Raw genomic sequence first — 23,785 nt, 5'->3', positions numbered from 1 at the left:
TTGCTCGCACACCGTTGTGGCACAGGCTCGCGCGGCGTTGTGGCACTTGCTCGCGCAGCGCTGAGGCACAAGCTCGCATGGCGCTGTGACATCTGCTCGCATGGCGAGACCGAGAAACCTTTCCCGCCCCACCCGCCGTACGGTGGGCCGTAACACCTGCACACCAAGGAGATATCCCAGTGGCCGAGCTTTTCTACGACGACGATGCCGACCTGTCGATCATCCAGGGCCGCAAGGTCGCCGTCATCGGATACGGCAGCCAGGGCCACGCCCACGCGCTGTCCCTGCGTGACTCGGGTGTGGACGTCCGCGTCGGGCTCCACGAGGGCTCCAGGTCCAAGGCGAAGGCCGAGGAGCAGGGCCTGCGTGTGGTGACTCCGGCCCAGGCGTCCGCCGAGGCCGACGTGATCATGATCCTCGTCCCGGACCCGATCCAGGCCCAGGTCTACGAGGAGTCCATCAAGGACAACCTCAAGGACGGCGACGCGCTGTTCTTCGGCCACGGTCTGAACATCCGTTTCGACTTCATCAAGCCGCCGGCCAACGTCGACGTCTGCATGGTCGCCCCCAAGGGCCCGGGTCACCTGGTGCGCCGTCAGTACGAGGAGGGCCGCGGCGTTCCGTGCATCGTGGCCGTCGAGCAGGACCCCTCGGGCAACGGTCTGGCGCTGGCCCTGTCGTATGCGAAGGGCATCGGCGGCACCCGCGCGGGCGTCATCAAGACGACGTTCACCGAGGAGACCGAGACCGACCTGTTCGGTGAGCAGGCAGTGCTCTGTGGTGGTACGGCCGCGCTGGTGAAGGCGGGCTTCGAGACGCTGACCGAGGCCGGTTACCAGCCGGAGATCGCGTACTTCGAGTGCCTGCACGAGCTGAAGCTGATCGTCGACCTCATGTACGAGGGCGGCCTGGAGAAGATGCGCTGGTCGATCTCGGAGACCGCCGAGTGGGGCGACTACGTCAGCGGCCCGCGGATCATCACCGACCAGACCAAGGCCGAGATGAAGAAGATCCTCGGCGAGATCCAGGACGGCACGTTCGCCAAGAACTGGATGGACGAGTACCACGGCGGTCTGAAGAAGTACAACGAGTACAAGAAGGCCGACGAGGACCACCTGCTGGAGACCACCGGCAAGGAGCTCCGCAAGCTCATGAGCTGGGTCGCCAACGACGACGCGTAACGGCATGCCAGCCAGGTCCTGTCCGGCGAAGCGCCGGACAGGACCCAGGCGGCTGCTCGAACGGAGCAGCTCCCTGGCGCTCGCTCGCCCCGCGTTGTCCGCCTCGTCCAACCACGGACGGGTGATCCTTCCGCTTCGGCGGATGGAGCACCGCGCAACGCCACTACACTGCTCAGAACATACGCGTCAGGCCCACAGCGTCGTGCGTCTTCCACGCGCCCAGACCCTCCGCCTGCGGCCGTCGGGACGGCCGTCCTCCCCCACTGCCTGCAGGGAGTGGGAGGGGCTCCCATCGGACTTGTGAGGACTCACGTGAGCTCGAAACCTGTCGTACTCATCGCTGAAGAGCTTTCGCCCGCCACCGTCGACGCGCTGGGCCCGGACTTCGAGGTCCGGCACTGCAACGGCGCGGACCGCGCCGAGCTGCTGCCCGCCATCGCCGACGTGGACGCGATCCTGGTGCGCTCGGCGACCAAGGTCGACGCCGAGGCGATCGCCGCGGCCAAGAAGCTGAAGATCGTCGCCCGTGCCGGTGTCGGCCTGGACAATGTCGACGTCTCCGCCGCCACGAAGGCCGGCGTGATGGTGGTCAACGCCCCCACGTCCAACATCGTGACCGCCGCCGAGCTGGCCTGTGGTCTGCTGATCGGAACGGCCCGGAACATCCCGCAGGCCAACAGCGCCCTCAAGAACGGCGAGTGGAAGCGTTCCAAGTACACCGGCGTCGAGCTGAGCGAGAAGACGCTCGGTGTCGTCGGTCTCGGCCGTATCGGTGTCCTGGTCGCGCAGCGCATGTCGGCCTTCGGCATGAAGATCGTCGCGTACGACCCCTACGTACAGCCCGCCCGCGCCGCCCAGATGGGGGTCAAGCTGCTGACCCTCGACGAGTTGCTCGAGGTCGCCGACTTCATCACCGTCCACCTCCCCAAGACGCCCGAGACGATCGGCCTGATCGGCGACGAGGCGCTCCACAAGGTGCAGCCGCACGTCCGGATCGTCAACGCCGCGCGCGGCGGCATCGTCGACGAGGAGGCGCTGGCTTCCGCCCTCAAGGAGGGCCGGGTCGCCGGCGCGGGTCTGGACGTGTACTCGAAGGAGCCGTGCACCGACTCCCCGCTCTTCCAGTTCGACCAGGTCGTCTGCACCCCGCACCTCGGCGCTTCCACGGACGAGGCGCAGGAGAAGGCCGGCATCGCGGTCGCGAAGTCGGTGCGCCTGGCGCTCGCCGGTGAGCTCGTACCGGACGCGGTCAACGTCCAGGGCGGGGTCATCGCCGAGGACGTGCGCCCCGGGCTGCCGCTCGCCGAGAAGCTCGGCCGGATCTTCACCGCCCTCGCCGGTGAGGTCGCGGTGCGGCTCGACGTCGAGGTGTACGGGGAGATCACCCAGCACGACGTCAAGGTGCTGGAACTCTCCGCGCTCAAAGGCGTCTTCGAGGATGTCGTCGACGAGACCGTGTCGTACGTCAACGCCCCGCTGTTCGCGCAGGAGCGCGGCGTCGAGGTCCGGCTGACGACCAGCTCGGAGTCCCCGGACCACCGCAATGTCGTCACCGTCCGCGGCACCCTCGCGGATGGCGAGGAGGTTTCGGTGTCCGGCACGCTGGCCGGACCCAAGCACCTCCGGAAGATCGTCGCGGTAGGTGAGTACGACGTCGACGTCGCCCTCTCCGATCACATGGTCGTGCTCCGCTACACCGACCGCCCCGGTGTGGTCGGCGCGGTCGGCAAGATCCTCGGGGAGGCCGGCCTCAACATCGCCGGCATGCAGGTGTCCCGCGCCGACGTGGGCGGCGAGGCGCTGGTCGTTCTCACCGTCGACGACACCGTGCCCCCGGCGGTCCTGGCGGAGATCTCCGAGGAGATCGGCGCCGTGTCGGCCCGTTCGGTGGACCTGACCGACTGATTGCGCCGAAACCTCATGTCAGCCGCGTACCCGGCGCGTAGACGATCGTCTTACACGAACGTCTGCACGCCGGGTACGCTGCTGTGATGGGACACCGTGAGGATCTGCTCGAAGGCGCCAAGCGCTGCCTGTTGGACAAGGGCTACGCCCGGACGACCGCCCGCGACATCGTCGCCGCCTCCGGTACCAACCTGGCCTCCATCGGCTACCACTACGGCTCCAAGGAAGCGCTGCTCAACCAGGCGTTCCTCGAGGTGACCGAGGAGTGGGGCGACGCGATCGGCGAGTCGTCCGGCGTCGAACCCTCCGCCTACGCAGACGCCTTCGAGCGTTTCGAAGCGGTCTGGGGCCAGGTCATCGGCACGTACGAGACCAGCCGCTCACTCTGGAAGCTGCAACTCGAGGTCATCTCCCGCATCGACGACGACCCGGAACTGCGCAAGGCGATCGCCGGACCGCAGCAGGAGGGCCGCAAGGGTCTCGCGGAGAACTTCCAGAGCCTCGACCCGGAGACCGATCCGGAGAAGACCCGCACGGCCGGCCTGGTCTACCAGGCGCTGCTCGCGGGCGTGATGATGCAGTGGCTGGTGGACCCTGAGACGGCTCCCTCGGCGCGGGACCTGACGGACGGCCTGCGGGTGATCCTGGAGAACGGCTCCCCCCGCAAGGACGGTTGAGCCCTGAGGCGGCCGACGCTGCGGGGTCCGGGCTACAGCCGTGTCCCCTTCAGCGCCATGTGCAGCAGCAGCCGGTCCTCGCCCTCGTCGAGGTCGAGGCCGGTCAGCGCTTCGATGCGGGAGAGCCGGTAGTAGAGCGTCTGACGGTGGATGCCCAGGGCGGCCGCGGTGCGGCCCGCCTGACCGGCGCAGTCGAGGAACACCTCCGCGGTACGCGCCAGTTCGGTGTGGGTGGCGGTCAGTAGATCCCGTACCACCGCGTCGTGCGCCACCGACCGGGGGAGCGCGGTCAGCATCCGGTAGGGGCCGATGGACGCCCATTCGGCGATCGGGCCCAGCCCGGGCTGGGCCGCCGCCGCGCGGGCCGCCGCTGAGGCCTCGTGCCAGGAGTCGGGCAGTTCGCTCAGGCCCCGGCGGGCGGTCGCGATACCCGCGGTGGATCCGCTGCCCGCCATGTCGCGGAGCCTGCTGGCAGCGGTCAGTGCCGGGTCCAGGGCGTGCGCCGAGCGCAGGCGGATCAACGCGGCCACGGTGGGCACGGCGGCCACCCCGGAGCCGGATCCGGAGCCGCTGACGGTGCCCGCGCCCGGGTCCGCATCGGAACCGGCGCCGAGGTCCGGCCCTCCCTCGGGGATGCCGAGCGGCACCGTGCACAGGGCCGCGGTGGCTGCCACCGGCCGGGCCGGCGGATCCTCGTCCGGCCAGCGGGTCACACACACCAGCGCGTGCAGGCCGTCCGCGCTGGGGCCCAGAGCCGTACGCAGGGCGGCGACCGTCATATCGCGTTGCCAGCCCCGTTCGGCGGTGAGCACAGCACGGAATTCCCGGGACAGGTCCGCGCCGGCCTGCGCCTCGTCGGACAGCAGGTCGCCGATGCGGGCGGCCACCTCCATGGCCGCCGCCAGCTGACGGTCCGTGGGGCCGGGGTCGGTGTCGAGCAGCCAGACATAGCCGTACACGGTGGAGCGATGGCGGACCGGCAGACAGATCCTGCCCCGGTTCACCCCCGCGTCCGGGGTCGCCGGGATCCGCACCGGGCCCGTCGCACGGGTGATGCCGAAATCCTCGAACCAGGCGCGGACCGCCGGGGTGGACCGCCTGGTCAGGATCGAGCGGGTGCGCACCGGGTCCATCGCGGTGTCGTCCTCGCTGTCGTGCGCGCCGAACGCGATCAGCCCGAAGTCCCGGTTCTCCAGGGTCGCAGGCGCGCCGAGCAGCACCGAGATCTCATCGACCAGTTCCTGGTAATCACCCTTCACTCCCTCATTCTCCCACCTCCTCAGACATCTGTCTGAGATCCAGGGCACGGATGCGTGACAGCTGTCGATGGCCGACGATCGGAGCAATCCTTAGGTTTCACGGTGGTTCTCCGTGCCGCCCAGGCGGCTTGTCCTCACTCCCCGTGGAGGTGCCCCGTGCTGGGTCCCGTGCTTCTCGCCGCCGCGCGCAGCGACAGCATTCGCCGTGTCGTATCGGCTGCCCCGGTCACCAAGCCGGTGGTCACCCGCTTCATCGCCGGCGAGTCCGTCGGCGAGACGATGCCCGTGGTTCAGGAGATGGCCGACCGCGGCCTCGAGGTGACCCTCGATGTGCTCGGTGAGGACATCACCGACCCGGCGGAAGCCCTGCGTGCCCGGGATGCGTACCTCCGACTGGTGGATGCCCTGAAGCCGCTCGGTCTCGGCGCGGGCGCCGAGATGTCGGTGAAGCTGTCCTCCTTCGGCCAGGCGCTGCCCGGCGGTCATGACCTGGCACTGGCGAATGTACGGACGGTAGTCGAAGCCGCCGCCGAGATCGGCACCACGGTCACCCTCGACATGGAGGACCACACCACGGTGGACTCCACCCTGGCGATCCACTCCGAGCTGCGCGAAACCTTCCCGCAGACCGGCGCGGTCGTGCAGTCGTACCTCTTCCGTACCGAGGACGACTGCCGCGCCCTCGCCGCCGCGGGTTCGCGGGTACGGTTGGTGAAGGGCGCCTACAAGGAGCCCGCGACCGTGGCCTACCAGGACAAGGCCGAGGTCGACAAGGCGTACGTCCGCTGCTTGAAGATTCTGATGGCCGGCGAGGGCTATCCGATGATCGGGTCCCACGACCCGCGGATCATCGCCATCGGCCAGGAGCTCGCCCGCCGGGCAGGCCGCAAGCTCGACGACTACGAGTTCCAGATGCTCTACGGCATCCGGGCCGAGGAGCACGACCGGCTGGCAGCCGAGGGCCACCGGATGCGTGTCTACATCGCCTACGGCACCGACTGGTACGGATACTTCATGCGCCGCCTCGCCGAGCGCCCGGCCAACCTCGCGTTCTTCCTGCGTTCGCTCGCCACGCGCGGCTGAACCACCCCTCAGATTAAGGAGATTCGGCAAATGATGGACGCTGTAACCCAGGTCCCCGCGCCGGTCAACGAGCCGGTTCACTCCTACGCCCCCGGCACCCCCGAGCGCGCGCGTCTGGAGGCCCAGCTCAAGGAGCTGGCCGAGAACCCCATCGACCTCACGATGACGATCAACGGTGAGAAGCGGATGGGTGGCGGCGAGACCTTCACCGTGGTCCAGCCGCACAACCACAAGTCCGTGATCGGCACCGGCGCCGCCGCCACGCGCGAGGACGCGCAGGACGCCATCGACGCCGCGCTGGCCGCCGCCCCGGCCTGGCGCGCGATGTCCTTCGACGACCGCGCCGCGATCATCCTGCGCGCCGCCGAACTGCTGTCCGGCCCCTGGCGCGAGACGCTGGCCGCTTCGACCATGCTGGGCCAGGGCAAGACCGCCCAGCAGGCCGAGATCGACTGCCCGTGCGAGCTCGTCGACTTCTGGCGGTTCAACGTCAAGTACGCCCGTGACCTGCTCGCCGAGCAGCCGGTGGCGAACGCCCCGGGCGTCTGGAACCGCCTCGACCACCGCCCGCTCGAGGGCTTCGTCTACGCGATCACCCCGTTCAACTTCAGCGCCATCGCGGCGAACCTGCCGACCGCCCCCGCCCTGATGGGCAACGTGGTCGTGTGGAAGCCGTCCCCGACGCAGACCCACGCGGCCGTCCTGCTGATGAAGCTGCTGGAGGAGGCCGGCCTGCCCAAGGGCGTCATCAACCTGGTGACCGGCGACGGCATCGCGGTCTCCGAGGTCGCGCTGCACCACCGCGACCTGGCCGGCATCCACTTCACCGGCTCCACACCCACCTTCCAGTACCTGTGGAAGACGGTCGGCGAGAACATCGGCAAGTACCGCACCTACCCGCGACTGGTCGGCGAGACCGGCGGCAAGGACTTCGTGGTCGCGCACCCCAGCGCCGACCGCGCCGTGCTGAAGACCGCGCTGACCCGTGGCTCGTTCGAGTACCAGGGCCAGAAGTGCTCGGCGACCTCTCGCGCGTACATTCCGGCCTCGATCTGGAACAGCGGCTTCCGCGAGGAGTTCGCCGCCGAGGTCGACCGGATCACCATGGGTGACGTCACGGACCTGTCGCACTTCATGGGCGCCGTCATCGACGAGCGTTCCTTCGCGAAGAACAAGGCCGCGATCGACCGTGCCAAGTCCGACCCGAGCTGCACGATCCACGCGGGCGGCACCTACGACGACTCGGTCGGCTACTTCGTCCGCCCGACCGTCATCGAGTGCTCCGACCCGGCGAACGAGGTCTTCACCACCGAGTACTTCGGCCCGATCCTCGCGGTCCACGTCTACGAGGACGCCGAGTACGACGCGATGCTGGACCAGATGGAGTCGGTCTCCGACTACGCCCTGACCGGCTCGGTCATCGCGTCCGACCGCGCGGCGGCCGCGCACACGATGGAAAAGCTCCGCTACGCGGCGGGCAACTTCTACATCAACGACAAGTCGACCGGCGCCGTGGTCGGCCAGCAGCCGTTCGGCGGCGGCCGTGGCTCCGGCACCAACGACAAGGCCGGCGCCCCGCAGAACCTCCAGCGCTGGACCCTGACCCGGTCCATCAAGGAGACCCTGGTCCCGGCGACCGAGTACACCTACCCGCACCAGGGCTGACAGCCACCCGCCCCGGGCCGACACCTGGCGCACCCCGGCCCGTCCGCCGCGAAACCCGCCCTCACCCGTCCCGCCGGGAGAGGGCGGTTTCGCGTCCGGGCCGGCGGAATCCAGTGGCCCGGACGCGAACCGGTCGCGCACTCTGTAGCGATGGAACAGCCCCGAGCCGCCGAGCCGGCCCACCGCATCCGCGCCCTGCGCACCGACTCGACGATCACCGTGTACCAGGCGTACCCACCGGCCATCGGCCTTCCCGCAGCCCGCGACGGACGCTTCCCCGCGGCCTGGAAGCGGGACCGGATGACCTGGATCAAGCCCTCGTTCCTGTGGATGATGTACCGCTGCGGCTGGGCGGCAAAAGAGGGCCAGGAAACGGTACTGGCTGTGGAGATCGACCGCGCGGGATTCGACTGGGCGCTGCGGCACGCCTGCCTCTCCGCCTACGACCGGCGGCTGCACCCCGACCGGGCCACCTGGCAGCGGGACCTGAAGCGCGCCCCGGCCCGAGTGCAGTGGGACCCGGAACGCGACCTGCTGCTGCGGCCGCTTCCGCACCGCTCGTTGCAGCTCGGGCTCTCCGGCGAAGCGGCCCGGCGGTACGCGGACCAGTGGACGGTCGCCATCACCGATGTGACCCCGCTGGTGCACCGCATCCACGAGTCGGTCCGCGAGGGTGACGAAGCGGCCGCCCGCGCACTGCTTCCGCAGGAACGCCCCTATCCGGCAACCGCCGAGCTCCTCACCGCGGTGCTGCCCGAGGGCGTACCGGCCGGAGCCGCCCCGTACCGGCCGCGCTGAGAACACGAGGGTACGGTGGCCGCGATGGACACCCCCGCACTTCCCTGGGACGTGGCCGCGCCGCTCGTGCGGGCCGCGCAGCGGGGCGACGCGCTTGCCATGGACGACCTGCTGAAGCTGGTGACGCCCTATGTCACCCGGCTCTGTACGCCCATCGCGCCGCGGGACAGCGCGGATGCCGTACAGGAATCACTGATCGCGGTGTTCCGGGGGCTGCGCGGGCTCCGGGATCCACAGGCGTTCTACGGGTGGGTGCGGGCGATCACCGTACGGGAGGCCGTCCGGGTGGCCGGGCGGGGCGCGGGGGAGACGCCCATCGGGGCCGACGAGATGGCCCGGCTGACGGACCTGCTGCCCGCGGCCTCCGGAGAACTCGGCGCCGAGGTGCGGGACCTGCTCGGGCGGCTGCCCGTGCAGCACCGGGCGGTGCTGGTACTGCGGGAACTCGAAGGGCTGGACGAGCGGACCGTCGCCGCCCTGCTCGACGTACCGGAGGGCACGGTGAAGTCCCGGCTGCACAGGGCTCGTTCCACCTTCAGGAAGGCGTGGTCACGGTGAACGAACCGGATTCGATCGCCAGGTTGCGGGTGCTGTCCGCCGGACTGCGCGCCCCGATGTACGCGGAGCGCCGGATCGAGCTGCCCATCGAGCGGGTGTGGCCGGTGGTGGCGGATCTGCAGGGCGAGCTGCCGCACCTCATCTCGTTCGTACGGGAGTTCCGGGTCGCGCCGGGTGACAGCGAGCGCAAGCCGGCGCGGGCGGTGGACACACTCGGCATCCGCGGGTCGTTCGACGTGCGGCTCGCTCCCGGCTGGTGCCTGATGCAGTCGCGCCTGGTCACGATGGGGATGGCCGCTGTTCCCGAGGGCGCCGGGACCCGGTTCGCGGTGTGCGGGGCCATCAGGCCCGCCGCCCTCGGCCCGGTGCAGCGCGCCTACCGACGCTGGCTGGGGGCGCGCCGCACCGAGGCGTTCTTCAGCGAGGTGGAGCGGCGGGCCGCGCTGCGCTGAGGTCACGCACCGCCTGCGCCACCAGCTCCGGGCGTTCCTCGTGCAGATGATGGCCCGCACCGGGGATAACGCGGACCGTGAGGTCGTCGGCGTGGGCCTCACCGCCCCGCAACAGCGCGGGCGGTATCACCGGGTCGAGCTCGCCGCCGAGGACCATGGTGCGGACGGTGAGCCGGGCGCGGCGGTGGGTGCCGAGGAAACCCGCGGGGATGTCCCGCACCACGTACTGCCAGAACATCGACTGGCCGGCATGCGCCGAGACCTGGGTCGCCTCGGCGAACTCCGTCAGTTCACTTTCCTGCCACTGCCCCGGGTCGGCCACCGCGCGGCGCAGCAGGTAGCGGGTGAACGCCGGTCTGTGCCGCAGTACCCAGCGGCCCACCACCGGATACTCGATGAACGCGGTGAACCACATCCGCCACAGATTCGGCAGGATGCTGCGGTGCGGGGTCCAGGGGTGCGCCATGTTCAGCCCGAGAAAGGCGCTGAACCGCTCGGGCGCCCGCAGGCACAGCCGGAAGCCCACCCCGGCGCCCCAGTTGTGCCCGACCAGCGTCACCCGCTCCAGGCCGAGTGCGTCGAGCAGCGCCAGGATGTCGCCGGCCGCGCTGTCGGTGTCGTAACCACGCCGGGTCTGCTCCGACCAGCCGAAGCCCCGCAGATCGACACAGACCAACCGGTGGTCGGCGGCGAGCAGCGGCACGAGCCTGCGCCAGGCGTACCAGTGCTGCGGAAAGCCGTGCAGCAGTACGACCGGGTGACCGGCGCCGAACTCCGCGATGTGCAGCCGGACATCGCCGGCCGTGACGCAACGGTGCACCGCGCCGTCGAGGGTGGGCATGGGACGTTCGCTGGTGGGGGAGGCAGCTGGAGTGGACGTGGATGGTGTGGACACAGGGATCCCTTCGCCGGATGCAGCGTTCTGTTGCCGCGTTCATCCGGCCAGGAGGCGCACCGCCCGCAGAAGGTTCCCTCCGGTTCTTCGCCGTAGGCCCGGTCCCGGTCGTGCAGTCCGAGAACCGCCCGGCAGCCCGGTGCGTCACTCCAAGCGGCCGCCCTACGTTCATGCGCCCCGACCAGGCAATCCGCTCATGCAACCCACCCGCGCAACACGCTCAGGGGGAAGACCACCGTGGATCCCGCAACTCTCGCCGCCCGACTCGCTTCGAGTGTCGTCGTCCCTCTCGTCAAGAAGCTGTTCGTCCAGGAGGGAGCGGGCGCCGGCGTCGTCGACCGTCCGGTCCGGATCTCCGGTCTGATCTCCTTCCGCGGCGAGAAGCGCATTCTCGACGAGCGGGATCTCGCCAAGCTCGGAGACACCCTGGTGGAGCGGGCGCTGCGGACGTGCGGACCGGGTGAACAACCCATCGCGCAGGACGAACGCATCGCCGTCGCGGAGGCCGTGGCCCGGACGCTGCACGCCCTGGGCGGTATCGACATCGACGATCTGCACGCGGTGCGGCTCGGCACCCGGGAGTTCGCGGCGCTGCTCTTCACCGCGGCGCCGGACGCGGACCGCGGGCTCTCGGCCGACGGAGCACGGTTTCATGCGGCACTGGTGGAGACCGCCTGCCTGCACATCCTGCACTTCTTCACCCAGCGGTCCACTTTCGTCGCCGCGACCCTCGTCGAGCAGACCCGCCAACTCGCCGAGCTGAGCGCCCGGATGGACGCACTGGCACGCCGCTTCCCCGGTCGGCCCTCCGAGGACGCCGCATTCGAGGAGCGGTACGCGCGGGACGTCATCGCCGGTCACAACCACCTCACCATCTACGGGATCGAACTGGCGCACTCCCCGGACAGCTGGCCGCTGGACACCGCCTACCTCAGCCTGCAGGCCGAGTTCGGTGCGGTCCCCGACGACACCGGCCCGCCCCAGCCGGCGCTCCCCGCCGAACTGGCGCTCGCCGGTCGCGACCGGGTCCTGCTGCGCGGCGTGGCGGGGTCCGGGAAGACCACGCTGGTGCAGTGGCTGGCCGTCGCGATCGCCCGCGACGCGCTGCCCGGGAAGCTGGATGGGCTACGCGGCCGGGTGCCGTTCGTGCTGCCCGTACGACGGTTCGGAGCGGCCGGGTTCCCCGTACCCGACGAGTTCCTCTCGGCCGCCCGTTACCCGCGAGCGGGCTCCCAACCGAGCGGCTGGGCCGACCGTGTCATGTCCGCAGGACGCGGGCTGCTGCTGGTCGACGGCATCGACGAGTCCTCCGAGGACGAACGCGAACAACTGCGCCACGGACTGCGCCGGCTCCTCGCGCTCTATCCGGGCAATGTGTGGCTGCTGACGTCCAGGCCGTCCGCCGTGCGGGAGAACTGGCTGACCGCCGAGGGTTTCACCGAGCTGATGCTCTCGCCGCTCAGCCATGAGGGGGTCGCCGCGTTCATCCAGCGCTGGCACGCGGCCGCACGCGAGGGCGCCACCGATCTGGACCGGCTCGATCAGTACGAGCAGACCCTGCTCGGCGCCGTCCGGATCAACCGGGATCTGGGCCGACTGGCCACCAACCCGCTGATGTGCGGGCTGATCTGCGCCCTGCACCGGGACAGGCGCGGCTACCTGCCGCGGGGGCGCAGGGCTCTCTACGACGCGGCGCTGTCCATGCTCCTGGAGCGGCGCGACCGCGAACGCGACATGCAGATCACGGACGGCATCGACCTCACCCAGGAACCGAAGGTCCAGCTGCTCCAGAAACTCGCCCACTGGATGCTGGTGAACGGCCGCTCCGAAATGGACCGCGAGGTCGCCGTCAGCACGCTCGCCCAGCATCTGCCCGCCATACCGAACGCGGCGGAGCAGGGCGGTCCCGAGGACATCTACCGCCACCTGCTCAACCGCACCGGATTGCTGCGCGAGCCGGCCCCCGGCTCGGTGGACTTCGTGCACCGGACCTTTCAGGACTACCTGGCTGCCCGGGCGGCCGTCGAGCGTCACGACTTCGATTTCCTGATCAATCACGCCCACCAGGACGAGTGGGAAGAGGTGATCAGAATGTCGGTCGCGCTGGCCAGGCCCGACGAGTGCGCCTATCTGCTGGACGGGCTGCTCGCCGCCCGTAAGGGCGCCCGGCCGGTGGAATCCCAGCATCGCAAACTGCTGGCGGCAGCCAGCCTGGAACACGCCACCGAACTCGACCCCGCCGTACGCGCCCGGGTGCACCGCTACACTCGCGACCTGGTCCGCCCCACCACCCTCGAAGGGGCCCGCGCGCTCGGCTGGATAGGGCCGATCGTGCTGGAGTTGCTGCCCGACCCCACACACGTGTCCGACACCGAGGCGCACCGTCTCGCGGTCACCGCCACCTCGGTGGCCGACGACCGCGCGATCGAGTACCTCACCCGGATGCGAGACCGCCCATCGGTGGCGGTGCGCGCCCAACTCGCGTACGCCTGGCGGCGTTACGACACCGAACGGTACGCCGACGAGATCATCGCCCACCTCGACGAGGACGCCCTGTACTTCCCCGTCTCGAACGTGTCGGAACTGCACGCCCTGCGCCGGCTCGGCGGACGGCCCCGCATGCAGGTCTCCGGCATGTTCACCCCGAAGGAGCTCATCGAAGGCATCGTCGCCGAACGACTGACGCATCTGTGGCTGGCCTACGACCTCGGGGGCAGCCTGGCGTGGCTGAGCGCCTTTCCGCGGCTCAGAACGGTCCGGGTGAGCGGCCGGGTGGTCGGTGCCTGCACGGGTGTCCCGGCGGGCATCGAGGTCGTCACCGTGTAGTCGTCACCGTGTAGTCATCACGGTGCGGTCGTGGAGGGGCTTCGTGCTCAAGCATCAAGGACGCCGCGAAGGACACCACGGGCGAGGTCAGGGCGACCTCGGTGTACGACATTCACCCGTCCGTCGACAACAACCCCGCCGATGACAAGGCCCGGCTCGCGATTCACGTGACCGGCTCGGGCTCCGGCTCGGCGGGCGGAACGGGCGGCGGCTCGTCGCCGGGCTCGGCCTCCGGTTCGACCGGTGGCGCGACGACCGGCTCCACCGGAACCGGTACGGGCGGCCTGCACGCCCGGTCCACCGGCGGCGCGGGCACCACCGTCACCACCCCGTCCACCACGTCCTCCACGACCGGCGGTGCCGCCCCCGGCACCATGGCGTCCACCGGCGCGGGCAACGCCCCCTGGTGGCCGACATCGCGGCGGCCGCCGTCGCACTGGGTGGAGGTCTCGTGTTTGCTCTTCGCCGCCGCACCGCAGCGCAGGCCGGCTCACCGCGCAGAAGCCCGTGGTGAGTGATCGCGACTCGGCGCACGCGCCCCGGAGCGGCCCGCCGGGCAGCGGCGCGTCGTCCTCGGTCAGCGGGCGGCCACGCCCGGCACCGAGGCCCACGAACGGCTGTGACTGCTGCGGGTACTGAGGCTCCAGGACCTCGCGCCGCGGGTTTCCTGACTGCCGAGGCCGGCGGGGCCGGGCAACAGCTCCTCGGGGCCGCTGCTCATGATCGCGTCTCAGATAGTAGGAAGTCCGAGTAAATCTAGAGACAGGCGGGCTCACCTCGCTTAGCTTGAAAGAAGCCGAACGTCTCGCTCGACCCAGCGATCGGCGGTCGTGAGCTGCGCATCGAGGCAGGTAACCCCTGCGGCGCCCGCTCCCCGCCCCCTCCGGCGTATCGATATCCCCCTTGGTCTTCAAAGGAGTCGATCACCATGGCCGAGACGACTGTCCGCCGAGTCCGCCACACCACCCGCGCTTCCCGTGCGGGCGAATCCGACCGCAAGAACGCAGCTGCGGCCCTCCAGCGCGCCCTCGACCGCCGGGACAACGGCGGCTCCACCGGTCACTAGCCCGACTGTCCGCATGGCGGACGGTGCGTGTCATTCCCTGGGACGCGCAGTAGGGTGCCGACATGTCTCGCAGCCTCAATCTCGCAGTGATCCCCGGTGACGGTATCGGCCAGGAGGTCGTGGCCCAGGGCCTCAAGGTCCTGAACGCGGTCCTTCCGCCCGATGTGAAGCTGGAGACCCGCCCGTACGATCTCGGCGCCCAGCGCTGGCACCGCACGGGTGAGACCCTCCCCGACGAGGAGCTGGAATCGCTGAAGCAGCACGACGCGATTCTGCTCGGTGCGATCGGCGATCCCTCCGTGCCGTCGGGCGTCCTCGAGCGCGGTCTGCTGCTGAAGCTCCGCTTCGCGTTCGACCACTTCGTCAACCTGCGCCCGTCGAAGCTGTTCCCGAACACCGTCAGTCCGCTGGCCGGCAGCCCGGAGATCGACTTCGTCGTCGTCCGAGAGGGCACCGAAGGCCCGTACACGGGCAACGGCGGCAGCCTGCGTACCGGCACCCCGGCCGAGATCGCGACCGAGGTCAGCGTCAATACCGCATACGGCGTGGAGCGCGTGGTCCGCGACGCCTTTGCCCGGGCCCAGGCGCGGCCGCGCAAGAAGCTGACGCTGGTGCACAAGAACAACGTCCTGGTGTACGCCGGGCACATGTGGAAGAACATCTTCGACAAGGTCGCCCAGGAATTCCCGGACGTGACCACCGACTACCTGCACGTCGACGCCGCGACGATCTTCTTCGTCACGCAGCCCGAGCGGTTCGACGTGATCGTCACCGACAACCTCTTCGGTGACATTCTCACCGACCTCGCCGCTGCCGTGACCGGCGGCATCGGCCTGGCGGCCTCCGGCAACATCAACCCGACGGGTGACTTCCCGTCGATGTTCGAGCCGGTGCACGGCTCGGCGCCCGACATCGCGGGCACCGGCAAGGCCGACCCGACGGCCACGATTCTTTCCGTCGCCCTCCTCCTGCGGCACCTCGGCTACGAGACCGAGGCCGCGCGTATCGAGGACGCCGTCTCCGCCGACCTGGCGGAGCGCGACAGCACCCCGCGAACCACCGACGAGATCGGCGACGCGCTCGCGGTACGAGTAGCGGGCTGACCCGTCGACTGACACCACACAGCCGTCGGGTCGTACAGACACCCGGCGGCTGTGTTTTGCGGTCTCCGGGTGCGACCATCGACCCCCGGACCGCTTTCACGCTTCATCCACGGCCTGCCACGCGCGATAATCGAACACGGGCCGCGGTCTGAAGGGAAGCTCGGACGTCCTAGTAGTGGCGTGAGCGCGGTCCGTTCACAACAACCGGTGAAGGACAGATCACTCATGACGACGCCCACGATCGAGCTCAAGCCCTCCTCGAACCCGCTGTCCGATGCGGAACGGGAGGCGATTCTGGCCAATCCCGGATTCGGCCGCCACTTCACCGACAACATGGTGACGATCAAGTGGACGGAGGGACGCGGCTGGCACGATGCCCAGCTCGGCCCCTACGCACCGCTGTCCATCGACCCGGCGACGAACGTCCTGCACTACGGCCAGGAGATCTTCGAGGGTCTTAAGGCATATCGCCAGCCCGATGGTTCCGTCGCCACTTTCCGCCCGGAGGCCAACGCCAAGCGTTTCCAGGCTTCCGCCCGGCGGCTGGCCATGGCCGAGCTGCCCGTCGAGACGTTCATCGCGGCCTGCGATGCGCTGGTTCAGCAGGACGAGGCATGGGTCCCCGCGCACGGCGGCGAGGAGTCGCTCTATCTGCGTCCGTTCATGATCGCGACCGAGGTCGGGCTCGGCGTGAAGCCGTCCAACGAGTACCTGTTCGTTGTGATCGCTTCGCCGGCCGGTGCGTACTTCGCGGGCGGCCTCAAGCCGGTCTCGATCTGGCTGTCCGAAAACCGGGTCCGCGCCGTTCCCGGTGGCGTGGGCGACGCGAAGACCGGCGGCAACTACGCCGCCTCCCTGCTGGCCCAGGCCGAGGCCGCCGCCGAGGGCTGCGACCAGGTGGCCTACCTCGACGCCCTGGAGCACAAGTGGGTCGAGGAGCTGGGCGGGATGAACCTGTACTTCGTGTACGGGAACAAGATCATCACGCCGGAACTCACCGGTTCGCTGCTGGCCGGCATCACACGTGACTCATTGCTCTCGGTCGCCGCCGACCTCGGTTACGAGACGGAGGAGGGCCGGGTCTCCATCGACCAGTGGCGCCGCGACACGGAGAACGGCACCCTCAGCGAGGTCTTCGCCTGCGGCACCGCCGCGGTCATCACGCCGGTCGGTACGGTCAAGTCGCGTGGGGGCGAGTGGCAGCAGGGGACCGGGGAGTCGGGCGAGGTGACAGTGCGGCTGCGTAAGGCGCTGCTCGACATCCAGCGCGGTGTGGGCGCGGACAAGCACGGGTGGATGCACCCGCTGGGCTGAGGCGTTCACGAGTGCCGGGTGGCGGGTAGTGCCGGGCACCCGTCCAGCCGCTCACCGCGTGTGGAACACCGCCTCGACCCCCGGTGCCCACGCCATCAGTTCCTCGTCCCGCCCCGGCGCGGCGACGCACTGCACGCCCAGCGGAAGCCCGTTGGCGGCGAGGCCGGCCGGCACCGTCAGCGACGGCAGACCCGCGTTGCTCCAGGGCAGGCACATCACCGAGCTGCCGGTGGTGGCCAGCCCCCGGGGGGCCGGGCCGGTGGCTGACGGGGTGATCCAGAGGTCGATGGAGGCCATCGCCTCGTCGAGGCGATCGCGGAAGGCCACTCGTTCGCGTTGGGCGCGGACGTACTCCAGTTCGGTGATGGATCGGCCCTGGGCGATCGCCCGCGCCGTCTCGGGGCGGTAGCGTTCGCCGTACCGCGCGAACCAGTCGGCGTGCGTCCGGGCCACCTCGTAGCGGTTCATGGTGAAGAGCTGAGCCCTGATCCGTTCGAAGTCGGCCATGACCGGCACCGGCAGCACCGGGTAGCCCGCCGCCCGCAGCCGGTCCGTGTGGACGGCGAAGGCATCCAGCGCCTCGGGCTCGGCGCACCGCAGATACGGGCCTTCGGGGATGCCGAGCAGCGGGAGACGCGCCGGGGGCCGGAGCGGCCGCCAGATGTCGCAGAGTGCCGCGACCGCCGGAGCGAGCCCGGCCACATCCGCGGCGAAGACGCCGAGGGTGTCGAAGCTCGGGGCGTTCGCGATCACCCCGTCGACCGGGATGCGCCCGTACGTCGGTTTGAAGGCGGCCACGCCGCAGTACGCGGCCGGACGGATCATCGAACCGACGGTCTGGGTGCCCACGGCCAGCGGGATCATCCCGGCGGCGACGGCGGCCGCCGAACCGCTGCTCGAGCCGCCGGGGGTGTGCTCCGGGTTGCGCGGGTTGCGGGTGGGACCCGGCGCCAGTACGGCGAATTCCGCGGTCACCGTCTTGCCGGCGACCACCGCCCCGGCGGCGCGCAGCCGGTCGACGACAGCGGCCTGTGGGCCGGCCAGCACGTCCGGGGGCAGCGCCGAACCGGCCCTGGTGGGCAGGCCGTCGACGTGGATGATGTCCTTGATGCCGACCTGGACGCCGTACAGCGGAGGCCGGTCGGCGGGCTCCGGCCAGCGGGCGGCGATCGCCGCGGTTTCGGCGGCCAGCCGCTCGGCGCGGCCGGGTTCGGGTACGAAAGCCTGTATGTCGCGGTCCATGGACGGGGACGCTACAGCTCGGCGAGCGCTTCGGAGGGGCTCTCGGCAGGGGCCCCGGTGCGGACCGTGCTCGCGGTCAGCGCTGCGTAGACCAGTCCGCCGACCAGGCCGGAGAAGATGAAGCTGCAGTCCACCCCACCGGTGAGGTGCAGCAGTGGGCCCTCGTAGAGCGGGGTGGACACCGCGGCGAGGCCGACCGCGGCACCGATCGCCCAGGCCACCGCGGCACGCACGTTCCAGCCGGCGCGGTACCAGTACATCCCGCCCCTGGCACGGCGGTTGAAGACCTGGAGGGCGTCAGGGTCGTACTCGCCACGGCAGCGGACATGGCCGATGACGGTGATGACCGCCCACGGAGTGCCGATGGCGGTGAGCAGGAGCACGAAGGACGTCATCGCCGACTGCGCGTCCCAGGCGAAGTGACCGGCGAAGACGAAGAGCGTGGCAACCGCCGCGACGACCATGGTGGCCCGCGCCCGGGTGGCGCGCGGCAGGATCGCGTCGAGGTCCAGGCCCATCGAGTACAGCATGAGACCTGCGTTGCCGACCGAACCTGCCGACGCTGCCAGCAGCAGCGGAACCAGGTACCAGGCGGGGGACGCGGCGACGAGCGGCCCGGCGTAGTCGACCGCCGAACGGGCCGCGAGCGCGGTGTAGGTACCGAACAACTGGGGGACCAGCAGCCCGAGGACGAGGCCGACGCAGGTGGCCCGCAGCACCGAAGCCGTGCTGTGACGGCGGGGTGAGACGTAGCGGGTGTAGTCGCCGAGGAGAGTGATGAAGGCGATCGGACCGCTCAGCCCGGCGGCGACCGCGGACAGCAGCCAGGTGGGCCAGAACGAGCCGAGCAGATACGGGGTGTGCGGCGCGGCAGCGGTGGTGAAGTCGGGGGCGTACGCGAAGAGGCCGATGACCAGCAACAGCGTCATGGCGACGGCCAGTGCCTTGCTGAGCCGCAGCAGTATCCGGTAGCCGTACACGGCGCCGGTGACCGTGAGGGCCGCGAGCAGGGCGTAGACGACGGAGTGGATCAGGCCGTTGTCCGGCAGGCCGGTGAGCCGGGCGAGTGTCCCGATCATCACATCACCACCGATCCACAGGGTCAGCGCGGTGTAGCCGAGCGAGAGCAGCAGGCCGACGACCGAGCCGATGAGCCGGCCGCGCACGCCGAACTGGGCGCCGCTGGAGGTGGAGAGGTTGGTCCCGGTGCGCAGTGAGACCAGGGCGAGCGGGGCGGTCAGCAGGGTGCCGACGATCGTACCGGCGACCACCGAGGTGACGGAGGGCCACAGACCGAGGCCGAAGGACACCGGGAGCCAGCCGAAGACGATCACCCCCAGACACAGGTTGGAGCCCAGCAGGATGCTGATGAGATCGCGTGGACCGCTGGTGCGTTCCCCGTCCGGGATGGTGTCGACTCCGCGCTGTTCGATCGGCATATGGCATGCCCTCCACTCGACTATTTGAGTGGCGCTCAATGTGCTGTACGCCATGGTGAGCTGTCAATGCTTTCGCTCACACGGATCAATGGTTAGAGTAACGCTCAAAGCGTTGCTCAAGGTGCCGCGCCGAACGAGGAGGAGGTGGGTGGGACGTGCGACTGACCCCGACCGAACGAGACCGGCTGCTGCTGTTCGGCGCGGCCGAGCTGGCCCGGGCGCGCCGGGCGCGTGGCCTGAAGCTCAACGTCCCGGAGGCGACCGCGCTGATAGCCGACACGGTCTGTGAGGCCGCCCGTGACGGGCGCCGGCTCGCCGAGGCGATCGAAGCGGCGCGCGCCGTGCTGGGTCCGGGCGATGTGCTGCCCGGGGTTGCGGACGTGGTCACCGAGGTTCATGTCGAGGCGGTCTTCGACGACGGTTCCCGGCTGGCCGTGGTGGCCGACCCGATCGGCGGCGGATCCCTGGGCGCCGATGCGCCGGGGGCCGTACTGGCCGGTCCCGGACACCCCGAGCTGGTCCCCGCGCTGACCGTGACCGTACTCAACACCGCCTCCGTGCCGGTCAGCGTCACTTCGCACTTCCACTTCTTCGAGGCGAACCCGCGGCTGGACTTCGACCGGGCGGCCGGTTACGGAATGCGGCTGTGCGTACCGGCCGGGTCATCCGTGCGGTTCGGCCCGGGCGAGAGCGCCGAGGTCGGTCTCGTCCCGATCGGTGGCGACCGGATAGCGATCGGCTTCGCGGGCCTGGTCGACGGACCGCTCGACGCGCCGGGCGCGAAGGAAGAGGCCATGCGGCGCGCCGCGGCCTGCGGATACCTGGGAGCGGACCGAGGAGCTGACCGATGAGTGAATACGCAGCCGTGCACGGCCCGCGGGCGGGCGACCGGGTCCGCCTCGGTGACTCGGGGCTGACCGTCCGGGTCGAGTCCGACGCACAGAAGCCGGGCGACGAGTTCCTGGCCGGATTCGGCAAGACCGCCCGCGACGGACTGCACCTCAAGGCGGCAGCGGTCCGCGACACCTGCGATGTGGTGATCAGCAACGTGCTGCTGATGGACTCCGTGCAGGGCATCCGCAAGGTGTCCATCGGCATCCGGGAGGGCCGTATCTCGGCCATCGGCAGGGCCGGCAACCCGGACACCCTCGACGGGGTCGACGTGGTCGTCGGGACCGGCACCTCGATCGTCTCCGGTGAGGGGCTGATCGCCACCGCCGGCGCCGTGGACACCCACGTCCACCTGCTCTCGCCGCGCATCATGGAGGCCTCGCTGGCCTCCGGCGTCACCACGATCATCGGCCAGGAGTTCGGACCGGTGTGGGGCGTCGGCGTCAACTCGCCGTGGGCGCTGCGCCACGCCTTCAACGCGTTCGACGCCTGGCCGGTCAACATCGGCTTCCTGGCGCGCGGCTCGTCGTCCGACCCGGCCCCGCTGGTGGAAGCGCTTGCCGAGGGCGGTGCGTCCGGGTTCAAGGTGCACGAGGACATGGGCGCGCACACCCGGGCCCTGGACACCGCGCTGCGGGTGGCCGAGGAGCACGACGTGCAGGTGGCCCTGCACAGCGACGGGCTCAACGAATGCCTGTCGGTCGAGGACACCCTGCGGGTGCTGGAAGGCCGGACGATCCACGCCTTCCACATCGAGGGCTGCGGCGGCGGACATGTGCCCAACGTCCTCAAGATGGCCGGCATACCGAATGTCATCGGCTCGTCCACCAACCCGACGCTGCCGTTCGGCCGGGACGCGGTCGCCGAGCACTACGGGATGATCGTTTCTGTACACGACCTCAAGACCGACCTGCCCGGCGACGCGGCCATGGCCCGCGACCGGATCCGCGCCGGAACCATGGGCGCCGAGGACGTGCTGCATGATCTGGGCGCCATCGGGATCACCTCCTCGGACGCGCAGGGGATGGGCCGCGCGGGGGAGACGGTGCGCAGGACCTTCGCCATGGCCGGAAAGATGAAGGCCGAGCGAGGCGCCGACGGCGACGACGACAACGCGCGGGTGCTGCGCTATCTGGCCAAGCTGACCATCAACCCCGCCATCGCCCACGGCCTGGCCCACGAGGTCGGCTCGGTCGAGGTCGGCAAGCTCGCCGACATCGTGCTGTGGCGGCCGGATTCCTTCGGCGCGAAACCACAACTCGTCCTCAAGTCGGGCTTCCCGGCCTACGGGGTGACCGGCGACCCGAACGCCGCCACCGACACCTGCGAGCCGCTCGTCCTCGGCCCCCTGTTCGGGGCCCATGGAGCGACCGCGGCCGATCTGTCGGTCGCCTTCGTCGCGCAGGCCGCCCTGGACGCCGACCATGACCGGATGCCGACCCGGCGCCGGCGCGTAGCGGTGCGCGGCACGCGCGGGATCGGACCCGCGGACCTGCGGCTCAACTCGCGTACCGGCGCGGTGGATGTGAACCAGCGCACCGGGCTCGTCACGCTCGACGGGGAGCCGCTGGAGTCACCGGCCGCGGAGTCCGTCTCCCTGAACCGTCTCTACTTCTTGTAAAAGCACAGTCTGTAAGAATCGCCGGCCCTTCCGGTACGCCCCCCATCAGCAGCCCCGAGGACTCACCATGTTCCGAATGCCCCCCGAGTGGGCACCGCACGAGCGCACCTGGATGGCCTGGCCGGGCCCCAATCCCACCTTCGACGACGCGGTCGGCCTGGCCGAGGCGCGCCGCGCCTGGGCGGCCGTGGCGCGCGCCGTCCGCCGCTTCGAACCGGTGACGATGGTGGTGGGGGTCGGCGAATCGGCCGGCGCCCGCGCCCTGCTCGGCACCGGCATCGAGCTGGTCGAGCGCGAACTCGACGACGCCTGGATGCGCGACATCGGCCCGACCTTCCTCACCGACGGCACCGAACTCGCCGCGGTCGACTGGACGTTCAACGGCTGGGGCGCGCAGGAATGGGCCCGCTGGGAACACGACGCGAAGATCGGCGGCGTCGTCAGCGACCTGGCCGGCGCCCGCACCTTCACCTCGGAGCTGGTCAACGAGGGCGGCGCCATCCATGTCGACGGCGAGGGTACGGTGCTGCTCACCGACACCGTCCAGCTCGGCCCCGAGCGCAACCCGCACTGGACGCGCGAGCAGGTCGAGACGGAGATCCACACGCGGCTCGGCACCACCCGGGCGATCTGGCTGCCGCGCGGACTCAGCGGTGACTACGGCGAGTTCGGGACCCGCGGTCATGTGGACATCGTCGCTGCGTTCGTCCGGCCCGGTGTGGTGGTCGCGCACACCCAGCCCGACCCGGCCCACCCCGACCACGAGATCTGCCGGCAGATCGTGGACCTGCTCAGGTCGGAGAAGGACGCGAAGGGACGCCCACTGGAGGTGGTGGAGGTCCCCGCGCCGACCGTCCTCGAGGTCGACGGGACATGGGCCGACTACTCCTACATCAACCACTATCTCTGCAACGACGGCGTGGTGCTCTGCTCGTTCGACGATCCGCGGGACGACACGGCGGCCGAGATCTTCCGCGGTCTCTTCCCCGACCGGACGGTGGTGCAGGTGGACGCCCGTACGGTCTTCGCCGGCGGCGGCGGCATCCACTGCATCACGCAGCAGCAACCCGTGGTGTGCTGATGCCGGGCCGCCCCGGGCACCCCATATTCTGGGCCCCATGAACGAACCGGCGGCCCGCGCGCGCAAGAACGCCCCGCCTCGCGAGAGCGTGCTGGCCGCCGCCATGGCGAGCATCGCCGAGCGCGGCCTGGAAAAGCTCACCATGGCGGGGCTCGGCCGCGAGGTCGGGATGAGCAGTGGGCACCTCCTGTACTACTTCCGCACCAAGGACGAGCTGCTGCTGCAAACGCTGGAGTGGAGCGAGGAGCAGCTCGGCATGGACCGCCGCTCGGCGCTCGCCCGGCAGGTCCCGGTCCGTGAGCGGCTGGACTCCTTCGTCGATCTCTACATCCCCGCCGGCCCGCGCGACCCGCACTGGTCGCTCTGGCTGGAGCTGTGGAACCGGGCACACGGCGTCGACGACGACACCCGGGCCAGGCTGCTCGACATCGAGCTGTCCTGGCACCGCGATCTGGTCGCCCTGCTGGTCGAGGGCGCGTCCCGCGGTGAACTGCGGGCCGTCGACGCGGAACGGTTCGCGACCCGGATACGAGCCCTGCTCGACGGCTTCAGTACCCATGTCGCGATGGCTCTCCCCGGTTCCGACCGGGACCAAGTGCTGGTTCATGTCCGTGACTTCATCGACGAGGCGCTCGGCTGACGCCGAGCCGTGAACGCAACGCACGCAAGTACCCTTGATCGTTGCCGTAGGTCCTCTTGTGGCGCGTCGGGCCGTTCGGTCACCGTGGA

General features: G+C 70.2%; 22 protein-coding genes. 17 read left to right on the top strand and 5 right to left on the bottom strand.

Annotated features, from left to right (window positions below):
* The first annotated feature begins 179 nt into the window (after positions 1-179).
* From ilvC to AB0M87_RS00935, 3 genes are all read left to right on the top strand, one after another.
* Positions 180-1,181: a ketol-acid reductoisomerase gene (gene ilvC, locus AB0M87_RS00945; RefSeq protein ID WP_365849052.1), complete on the top strand. Its 1,002-nt coding sequence runs from the start codon at positions 180-182 to the stop codon at positions 1,179-1,181.
* Positions 1,182-1,493: 312 nt separating this feature from the next.
* Positions 1,494-3,086 (top strand): phosphoglycerate dehydrogenase, encoded by a 1,593-nt coding sequence (serA, locus tag AB0M87_RS00940; RefSeq protein ID WP_365849051.1) that lies wholly within the window; start codon positions 1,494-1,496, stop codon positions 3,084-3,086.
* 86 nt (positions 3,087-3,172) lie between these two features.
* Positions 3,173-3,763 (top strand): TetR/AcrR family transcriptional regulator, encoded by a 591-nt coding sequence (locus tag AB0M87_RS00935; protein WP_365849049.1) that lies wholly within the window; start codon positions 3,173-3,175, stop codon positions 3,761-3,763.
* Between the two features lie 32 nt (positions 3,764-3,795).
* On the opposite strand, the gene AB0M87_RS00930 is transcribed toward AB0M87_RS00935, so the two are convergent.
* On the bottom strand, positions 3,796-5,022 hold the full coding sequence (locus tag AB0M87_RS00930) for a helix-turn-helix domain-containing protein (RefSeq protein ID WP_365849048.1): 1,227 nt from the start codon (positions 5,020-5,022) through the stop codon (positions 3,796-3,798).
* 156 nt (positions 5,023-5,178) lie between these two features.
* Between AB0M87_RS00930 and AB0M87_RS00925 the strand changes: the two genes are divergently transcribed.
* The 5 genes from AB0M87_RS00925 to AB0M87_RS00905 all read left to right on the top strand — a co-directional run bounded on the left by AB0M87_RS00925 (position 5,179) and on the right by AB0M87_RS00905 (position 9,578).
* Complete coding sequence (locus tag AB0M87_RS00925; RefSeq protein ID WP_365849047.1) at positions 5,179-6,105, top strand: proline dehydrogenase family protein; 927 nt, start codon at positions 5,179-5,181, stop codon at positions 6,103-6,105.
* Positions 6,106-6,138: 33 nt separating this feature from the next.
* Complete coding sequence (gene pruA, locus AB0M87_RS00920) at positions 6,139-7,770, top strand: L-glutamate gamma-semialdehyde dehydrogenase (protein WP_365849844.1); 1,632 nt, start codon at positions 6,139-6,141, stop codon at positions 7,768-7,770.
* Between the two features lie 150 nt (positions 7,771-7,920).
* Positions 7,921-8,568: a DUF4291 domain-containing protein gene (locus tag AB0M87_RS00915; protein ID WP_365849045.1), complete on the top strand. Its 648-nt coding sequence runs from the start codon at positions 7,921-7,923 to the stop codon at positions 8,566-8,568.
* A 24-nt stretch (positions 8,569-8,592) separates the two neighbouring features.
* On the top strand, positions 8,593-9,126 hold the full coding sequence (locus AB0M87_RS00910) for a sigma-70 family RNA polymerase sigma factor (protein WP_365849044.1): 534 nt from the start codon (positions 8,593-8,595) through the stop codon (positions 9,124-9,126).
* The gene (locus AB0M87_RS00905; RefSeq protein WP_365849043.1) at positions 9,123-9,578 is read left to right on the top strand and encodes a hypothetical protein; all 456 of its coding nucleotides are present in this window, start codon (positions 9,123-9,125) and stop codon (positions 9,576-9,578) included. The genes AB0M87_RS00910 and AB0M87_RS00905 overlap by 4 nt, the downstream gene beginning before the upstream one ends.
* On the opposite strand, the gene AB0M87_RS00900 is transcribed toward AB0M87_RS00905, so the two are convergent.
* Positions 9,544-10,419, bottom strand: coding sequence for an alpha/beta hydrolase (locus AB0M87_RS00900; protein ID WP_365849042.1), 876 nt, complete (start codon positions 10,417-10,419; stop codon positions 9,544-9,546). The two genes, AB0M87_RS00905 and AB0M87_RS00900, sit on opposite strands and share 35 nt — an antisense overlap.
* A gap of 291 nt (positions 10,420-10,710) precedes the next feature.
* Here AB0M87_RS00900 and AB0M87_RS00895 point away from each other — a divergent pair, with 291 nt between their 5' ends.
* Complete coding sequence (locus AB0M87_RS00895) at positions 10,711-13,299, top strand: NACHT domain-containing protein (protein WP_365849040.1); 2,589 nt, start codon at positions 10,711-10,713, stop codon at positions 13,297-13,299.
* 101 nt (positions 13,300-13,400) lie between these two features.
* Complete coding sequence (locus tag AB0M87_RS00890) at positions 13,401-13,817, top strand: hypothetical protein (protein ID WP_365849038.1); 417 nt, start codon at positions 13,401-13,403, stop codon at positions 13,815-13,817.
* Positions 13,818-13,876: 59 nt separating this feature from the next.
* Here AB0M87_RS00890 and AB0M87_RS00885 read toward each other — a convergent pair whose 3' ends face one another.
* A complete protein-coding gene (locus AB0M87_RS00885; RefSeq protein WP_365849037.1) occupies positions 13,877-14,020 on the bottom strand; it encodes a hypothetical protein in 144 nt (47 codons plus the stop codon).
* A gap of 207 nt (positions 14,021-14,227) precedes the next feature.
* Here AB0M87_RS00885 and AB0M87_RS00880 point away from each other — a divergent pair, with 207 nt between their 5' ends.
* From AB0M87_RS00880 to AB0M87_RS00870, 3 genes are all read left to right on the top strand, one after another.
* Positions 14,228-14,365 carry a hypothetical protein gene (locus AB0M87_RS00880; RefSeq protein ID WP_365849035.1) on the top strand — a complete coding sequence of 46 codons (138 nt, stop codon included), beginning with the start codon at positions 14,228-14,230 and terminating at the stop codon, positions 14,363-14,365.
* Between the two features lie 62 nt (positions 14,366-14,427).
* Positions 14,428-15,468, top strand: coding sequence for a 3-isopropylmalate dehydrogenase (locus AB0M87_RS00875; RefSeq protein ID WP_365849034.1), 1,041 nt, complete (start codon positions 14,428-14,430; stop codon positions 15,466-15,468).
* Positions 15,469-15,693: 225 nt separating this feature from the next.
* Positions 15,694-16,782, top strand: a complete 1,089-nt coding sequence (locus tag AB0M87_RS00870) for a branched-chain amino acid aminotransferase (RefSeq protein ID WP_365849033.1) — start codon at positions 15,694-15,696, stop codon at positions 16,780-16,782.
* A 51-nt stretch (positions 16,783-16,833) separates the two neighbouring features.
* Here AB0M87_RS00870 and AB0M87_RS00865 read toward each other — a convergent pair whose 3' ends face one another.
* Both AB0M87_RS00865 and AB0M87_RS00860 read right to left on the bottom strand, forming a co-directional pair.
* Positions 16,834-18,024: an amidase gene (locus AB0M87_RS00865; protein WP_365849031.1), complete on the bottom strand. Its 1,191-nt coding sequence runs from the start codon at positions 18,022-18,024 to the stop codon at positions 16,834-16,836.
* 11 nt (positions 18,025-18,035) lie between these two features.
* Positions 18,036-19,463, bottom strand: coding sequence for a cytosine permease (locus AB0M87_RS00860; protein ID WP_365849030.1), 1,428 nt, complete (start codon positions 19,461-19,463; stop codon positions 18,036-18,038).
* A gap of 155 nt (positions 19,464-19,618) precedes the next feature.
* On the opposite strand from AB0M87_RS00860, the gene ureA reads away from it, so the two are divergent.
* From ureA to AB0M87_RS00840, 4 genes are all read left to right on the top strand, one after another.
* Complete coding sequence (gene ureA / locus AB0M87_RS00855) at positions 19,619-20,314, top strand: urease subunit gamma (protein WP_365849029.1); 696 nt, start codon at positions 19,619-19,621, stop codon at positions 20,312-20,314.
* Complete coding sequence (locus tag AB0M87_RS00850) at positions 20,311-21,975, top strand: urease subunit alpha (RefSeq protein ID WP_365849027.1); 1,665 nt, start codon at positions 20,311-20,313, stop codon at positions 21,973-21,975. Before ureA ends, AB0M87_RS00850 begins: the two co-directional genes overlap by 4 nt.
* 67 nt (positions 21,976-22,042) lie before the next feature.
* A complete protein-coding gene (locus tag AB0M87_RS00845) occupies positions 22,043-23,056 on the top strand; it encodes an agmatine deiminase family protein (RefSeq protein ID WP_365849026.1) in 1,014 nt (337 codons plus the stop codon).
* Positions 23,057-23,093: 37 nt separating this feature from the next.
* The gene (locus AB0M87_RS00840) at positions 23,094-23,696 is read left to right on the top strand and encodes a TetR/AcrR family transcriptional regulator (RefSeq protein WP_365849024.1); all 603 of its coding nucleotides are present in this window, start codon (positions 23,094-23,096) and stop codon (positions 23,694-23,696) included.
* The last annotated feature ends 89 nt before the right edge of the window (positions 23,697-23,785 follow it).

Origin of the sequence: Streptomyces sp. NPDC051320 (assembly GCF_040682175.1) — a bacterium.
GTDB lineage: Bacteria > Actinomycetota > Actinomycetes > Streptomycetales > Streptomycetaceae > Streptomyces.
Note: the sequence above shows the minus strand (reverse complement) of the source record. Positions and strands in the feature narration are given on the sequence as shown.